The sequence below is a fragment of the Carboxylicivirga sediminis genome (genome assembly GCF_018156225.1).
Taxonomy (GTDB): domain Bacteria; phylum Bacteroidota; class Bacteroidia; order Bacteroidales; family Marinilabiliaceae; genus Carboxylicivirga; species Carboxylicivirga sediminis.
This window is the reverse complement of sequence record NZ_JAGTAR010000066.1, coordinates 1-6,617: the sequence shown is the minus strand read 5'-3', so window position 1 is coordinate 6,617 and position 6,617 is coordinate 1. Positions and strand designations below refer to the sequence as shown.

Sequence of the window (6,617 nt, the reverse complement as noted above, 5' to 3'; positions counted from 1 at the left end):
TGAATGGAGGAAGAAAATATTTGGTACCAAGCCGGGTATCTTTAAATATTTTCCCGAAATGAAAAAGTAGCGGGTCAATGAGTGCTGCAGCGGCGACATTTTTTGTTTCGTTTTTGCTGCTGCAGGCAAAAATGAAAGGACATAATTCTTCTCAATGAGAAACAGGATAAGTCCGTCCGACTCGAGGACATTAACATGCCATACCTTAAACAGGCCTTACGACCTGTTCAGATACGCATATACCATTCGGTTAAGAGCGATTGTTGATGCTTACCCACTAAAACCCCAATGGGGTAATAACTCAAAAATCAATGATTCAATATAAACACACCAGCTTTACTGAACTCATTAATCTTTGGCGCCAACACATGGGTATAAATCTTATCGGCCTCGTTGCTTTGGCTATCGGAATAGCGCAAGATATCGGTTTGCTCGTTGGGTAACACACCCGTTGGCGTGTACACCACCTGCCCCGACAGTTCGCTTAGCTCAACATCCATATAGTCCGTTTCGTCATCATACCCCAGGTCACTTACTTTTTTAAACCCGGCAGTCTCACCACCCAGGTAAATATCCACAGCACCAACACCATCCAAAGCATGAAAGAAGCGCACCCGCACTTTACCGGCTGCAGGAGGTGTCAGGTCTTTATCGAGTACTTCCAGCTCAGGATCGCCCGCAGTACCAAAGGCCAGTGCAATATACTCCTCACCGTTATCAAACGATTCAAGGTCCGACACCACCAATGACTTATCAGTTGTATTCAGCACTTCCAGTTTCAGGTTGTTTTTACCCTGCTCCCACTTAACCGTTGAACCACCGCCAAAAGCATAGGCCTGGCCGGTCTGGTATTCTTCATCGTCCACATGCCAGTCAATGGCAAAAGCCACCGGCAAATAATTAAAGGTTGTTAGCTTAGCCTGTTCCATCACCGGATCGGGATCGGGATCGGAACTATCACTACTACAGGCCCAGAGGAATCCCCCCATCATCAGTAAAAACATCCATTTCTTCATAATACACTTCTTTTTGTTGTTGATACTATTTTGCACAGCTTAAACACCGCAGCATTATTACAATTGAAACCCGATTATTAAGCTTACATACAGATTATTAACACCCCACACCTTTTATTTGTTTAACCAGGCAGGATAGCTAAGATAATGAGTGATGAGTGAAAAGTGAAGAAGAAAAAGGTGATAATATCGTGGGCGGACGACCAGTGACGGGACAAGTTCAGCGCCATGTTGCTATCAGCTTAGCCATAAGCTATCAGCTTTTTTAGTACCTCAACCAGTAACAGACAAGCCAAAAACTACCCCTACTAACGGCTGGTGATTAACAGTAAATTAATCATAAAAATAAATCGATTCATCAAAAGATAGCCGCCACTCGGCAAACTTTTAGCAAAGCACTGGCTATTAAATATTAAGGAAAGCTATATTTATAATAAGTATTGAAAAGTAAACCACCGGCTGGTCATCAACCTGGCAAGATTGGCGTCACGCTTTGGAAGAGGAGGCCGGCGGAGCTTGCAATATAGGATTTAAAACAAATATTACATGAGTTATCAAGAAGATTTTAACGCATGGGAAGAACAGATTGTGGCTGTGCCTGATAATGAGATCAAACTGCCTAACCAACCGGTAGATAAGTTTACAGCCAGTGCCGAAACGCTGGCTGTGGAAGCCAAAAAAGACACAGATGTCTTTGCAGCTTCTGGCATGAATGTAAGCCTTATTGATGAATTAACACCCCTGGCCGGAGCATTGCGGCACTTACAAGCCAGCTGGACAAGTGAATTCAGAGCCAAGCAGGAGGCACAAAAAGAATGGCTGGAACAATCGCCCGCAGCTTATCAGTTAAGAGACGAGTTACTGCACCACTTCAGTTTTGCCTATCGCAACATTGATGATATTAAAAAAAGTGTGATGCGCATTCGCGAAGGTGGTGGACATGCCGATTTGCTGCAGGACCTGGTTGACCTTGCAGACTTGGGCGAAAAACATCCTGAGCCATTAACTGATATTGGCTTGAGTTTGGAACCACTGCAAAAGGCACGTTTAACGTCTCATGCGATGTCGGTACTCTTATCGGCCTCTAATGGAGCTAAAGATCAAAAGAATCAAGCCAAATTATTACGCGATAAAGCCTACACATTACTGTTCAACAAAGTGAGCGAAATACGCGAATATGGCCGTTATATCTTTTGGAGAGACGCCGAAAGACGTGAGAAATATTTGATTGATTAATTATCAAAACCCCTGATTTTACAGGTCCCGAGGCAGGTAACACCCTCCCCTCGGGACTTTTTTGTGCCCCATTGGCAATTTGATGCCATCAACCGGGAACCAGTAGACGCCCATTGGCAAAAAGTGGCTTCCCCTTGGCAATCTGATGCCGTCAACAGGCAAAATGCGACCGCCCATTGGCAAATAATAGATGTCAATTGGAATTTTCTTGATGTCATCTGGTATTTACACGCCTCCATTGGCAAGAATAAATTCCCCACAAAGGCAAAAGCTGTAAGACTTAAGGAATCAGCCATCCTAAACCCTAAACCAGAAACAAGACGCAAGGTACTAGACAAATATATGAGAGATGAGTGAAAAGTGATGAGAAGACCGGGGATAACCGACCGAAGACGGGACAATTTAGGCGCCATGTTGGCTATCAGCTATTAGCCATAAGCTATCAGCTTTTTTTGTGCCGCAACCCAGAACCCCCAACCCTAAATCGCAGCGTCCGAACTTTCTCATCCCCCCAATCCTCCCGTTTATCAACAAATCAACATAATTTATCAACTGAAGCAGGCATATTTAAGTATAAGTATTATTTTAGCGCCCACTAATCGGAAAACAACTGCCAATGCACTGCAGCGACGGGCCTAACACGCCAATAGCGGGTACTCATTGGTACAACTGCCCCCCTGACCGGGGATAATGTGAGCGTAATACGGGGCAGTAAATCATAAAGGACTAATAAATGTATCTGCATACAGGTGTTGATACATCGTGATATATGGTATGTATCGGTACCTTAACTGTTGATATAGACAATATATCGGGCATAGAGGTGCGGATATAAATGAGTTGGCTGTAATACAATCTTAAATACAAGTTAAATTATTATGACAGAAATTAAACAACAGAAAAATATTCAGGAAATATATTTTGATACAGATAAGTTGGGAGAACTTTCTTTTGGAAGATTAGAGGGGGAGCGTGACCCATTATTAAAAGATTGTTTTTTTCCTACTTATTCAATTCAAAAGTACCTACAGAGACCCTATAATTATGTTTTATCCCCTAAAGGCGCAGGAAAGAGTGCATTATATAGAGCTCTTACTGATGACTTTATTCCTGAAATTTTCTTTTCAAGAGAACCATACTCTATAATTCCTATAAATGATGCATTTGGTTTTGATGATGAATATTTAGATGTAGCAAAATTTTCAGAAGACAGCAGAATTCGATTGACAATTTCATGGGCACTTTTTCTGTTAACTAAATTGATTGAAGATATTAGAGAGAATTTTAAGGATGGTATTGGATATGGTGAATTGATGGATAATATTTCCAAAATAGGGGAATTGAAAGAAAAGTTCAATTTATATGATTTAGGTGATTTTTTAAAATCAATCAATACCTCAATTAAATTTACTGCAAATGGACAGGAATTTGAGGTTGCTCCTACAATTAAAATAGAAACAAAGAAGCAAAAACTTGTACTTAATAAACTATTCAGAGAAATAAATAAGTTCTATAAAACAAACAAGAAAACAGCTTTAATTCTAATTGACAGAATAGATAATTTTGTACAAAAGGAGGAATACTCATTACAAAAAAAATATATACAAGGCTTATTCGATTGTATAGAAGAGATTAGTTTATTTGATTCGATTATTCCTACGATGTTCTTAAGAACTGATTTGTTTTATTCATATGATTCAGAAATGGAGTATGATAAAGTTAAGGATAGGCTTATTGAACTAAAATGGGAAAAAGGGGAAACTTTAAATTTTCTTGTTTTCCGATTAAATCATAATTCATATATTACTAAAATTTTTGATACTTTTTTGAAAGGCTTCATCGATGAAGCAAAACAAGGAAAGCATAGGAAGTTTAAACAAGAAAAACAAAACATTTTTGTTCGGTTTATTTCATATTTCTGGAAAAAGAAAAAAGCTAGAATTTTCCTTGACACTTCAAAGCCTTTAAACTATACAATTTCTGACAAATACTTGAAACTATTTTATCCTGATGAAATTAATATTGATTGCCCTTTGAAATTTGATGATTGGATATTCTCATATCTAAAAGACGCAAATGATTTTATTAATCCTCGGTTATTGATATACTTCTTTAATCAACTAGCGCAGTGTCAATTTGGAATTAATAAATCGTGTTACCCAGACCGAGATAGTAAGCTAAAGCAAGTTAAAATTAATGGAAGTATTTCATTTGATATCTTTTGTCATGAAGCAATTGATTTAACATACAAGAAAGTTAAACAAGATGAGCTAAAAAATATTTATACATTATTAAAAAGTAGGGAATACCAGACTTTATTCAAATATATAAACGAACGAAATCATGAATCTGGTATTTTTAGATATGGAGATGTAAAATTAAAGAACTTTGGGGTTGATAAAGAAACTTATGAGTCCTTTTTAAAATATTTGAAATTATTAGGTTACTGTAAAGAATCTGAGAGGCAGAAATTTGAGATTCCTTTAATTTATAGAAGTGAACTTGATGTGCTATAAAGTACTACAGCCAATCGAGTAGGCTGCCGATAGGCCAATAGCCTATCGGAGAACCTCTCTCACCACCCAGCGTACGGGTCTCGTACTGGGCGGTTCGTTAAGTCATCAGGAAGAGTGAATCACGCTTATTGGGCTGATAAGTTTGTGTTTTAAAATGCGCAACGTTTCATACCGCCATCCGTTCCCTTTAAACAATATATCAACGAACTATTACTAAAAAAATGAATAAACTAATCCTTCTAATACTATTTGTTAGTGTTACCCAAATTAGTCAATCACAAATAGACACACTTTACCATTCCAGTGGAACTATCTCTGAAATTGGACATATGTCGAGTGGACTAAAATCAGGTCAGTGGTTTTCGTATTATGAGAATGGTAATATCGCTTCAGAAGGTAACTATAAAGAAGGTCAGAAGACAGGGAAATGGAACTGGTACCACGAAAATGGGAACATATGGTGTAAAGAGAAATATAAGAATGATCAGTTTAAAAAAGGCAAATTCTGGAATAAGGACGGAGAACAAATTACTATTAGTGATGTAATTGTGAAGCCTGAATATCCTGGAGGAGAGGAAGCCTTGAGATTAATGATTGCAAAAAATTTGATATACCCCAGCTTGGCTCAAGAAAATGGTATCCAGGGAAAAGTGTATGTCTATTTCGTGATTTCTAAAGATGGTGAAGTTACTAATGCAAAAGTAACCAGAAGTGTGCATCAAACATTAGATGAGGAAGCGTTACGTGTAGTAAACTCATTGCCCAGATGGAAACCAGGTGAATTTCATGGAAAAATAATTAAAGTAAGTCACACCTTACCGATTAATTTCAAACTGGAATAATACCTGACACCAATAAACCACATAGTAAACATAGGGATGTAAAGCTTTTATGTATTTTTGTTACTTCGATAGGCAACTTCAATTCACCTTGGTTGATTTAATAAGAAATGTAATTCAAAATATATGCTTTGGATTCGCACATTTTGGAAAGTTAGTCAGGCTAATCTTTCAAACCAATCCTAGATCAATAACCCCAACCCCATGAAAAAACCCGACCTTTATTGCCCACCCAACCGGCAAGCCTGGCGAGAGTGGCTGGCTGCCAACCACCAGCAGCAAGCGGCTGTTTGGCTGGTGCTGTATAAGAAGCAGTCGCCGGGCCATAACCTCAGCTGGAGCGAGGCTGTTGATGAGGCGCTTTGCTTTGGTTGGATCGACAGCACCAAAAAGACCATAGATGCGGAGCGCTACCAACAGTATTTTACTAAGCGCAAAGCCAAGAGCAACTGGTCAAAGGTGAATAAGGCCAAGGTGCAAACACTTATTGACCAGGGCCTGATGGAGCCAGCCGGCTATAAAAGCATTGAGATAGCCAAAGCCAATGGCTCGTGGACCATTTTAGATGATGTGGAAGCACTGGTACTACCCGGCGATTTAAAAGCCGAACTGGCTAAGCGCCATGGTGCCTTGGAATACTTTGATGGACTGAGTAAATCCAATAAAAAGATACTGCTGCACTGGGTGGTTTCGGCCAAGAGACCAGCCACCAGGCAAAAACGAATCACTGAGATTGGGGAGAATGCCGCCAATCAGCTTAAACCAAAACAATTCAGGTAGCATACGGCAGCTTCAACAGCATAATAAGTTATCCAGTCTTTAGGTTCACACTACGAGTGCTGAAATCTTGATTCTTTTGTATCCTTTTCTCATCAAGGAGAAACAGGATAAGCCCGTCCGGTTTAAGGACAAAACAATCTATTCCTTTGGCATTACCCCAAAGGAGCCAAAAGTCTAGCCGGAAAGAACACCTCCCCGCTCTTTCTAATGCCAAATACTTCTTAAGAAGT

Annotated in this window: 6 protein-coding genes; 4 read left to right on the top strand and 2 right to left on the bottom strand. The window is 39.3% G+C overall.

Annotated elements, in window-relative coordinates:
• Nucleotides 1–308: 308 nt before the first annotated feature.
• Complete coding sequence (locus KDU71_RS22435; RefSeq protein WP_212193370.1) at nt 309–1,016, bottom strand: DUF4397 domain-containing protein; 708 nt, start codon at nt 1,014–1,016, stop codon at nt 309–311.
• Between the two features lie 546 nt (nt 1,017–1,562).
• Between KDU71_RS22435 and KDU71_RS22430 the strand changes: the two genes are divergently transcribed.
• From KDU71_RS22430 to KDU71_RS22415, 4 genes are all read left to right on the top strand, one after another.
• Entirely contained in the window at nt 1,563–2,252 is a 690-nt protein-coding gene (locus tag KDU71_RS22430) for a hypothetical protein (protein ID WP_212193369.1), read from the top strand.
• Between the two features lie 878 nt (nt 2,253–3,130).
• Complete coding sequence (locus KDU71_RS22425) at nt 3,131–4,768, top strand: P-loop ATPase, Sll1717 family (RefSeq protein ID WP_212193368.1); 1,638 nt, start codon at nt 3,131–3,133, stop codon at nt 4,766–4,768.
• Nucleotides 4,769–4,989: 221 nt separating this feature from the next.
• On the top strand, nt 4,990–5,610 hold the full coding sequence (locus tag KDU71_RS22420) for an energy transducer TonB (RefSeq protein ID WP_212193367.1): 621 nt from the start codon (nt 4,990–4,992) through the stop codon (nt 5,608–5,610).
• Between the two features lie 201 nt (nt 5,611–5,811).
• Nucleotides 5,812–6,387, top strand: coding sequence for a YdeI/OmpD-associated family protein (locus KDU71_RS22415; RefSeq protein ID WP_212193366.1), 576 nt, complete (start codon nt 5,812–5,814; stop codon nt 6,385–6,387).
• Between the two features lie 28 nt (nt 6,388–6,415).
• On the opposite strand, the gene KDU71_RS22410 is transcribed toward KDU71_RS22415, so the two are convergent.
• A partial coding sequence (locus KDU71_RS22410) for a hypothetical protein (RefSeq protein WP_212193365.1) occupies nt 6,416–6,617 on the bottom strand: 202 nt, incomplete at its 5' end.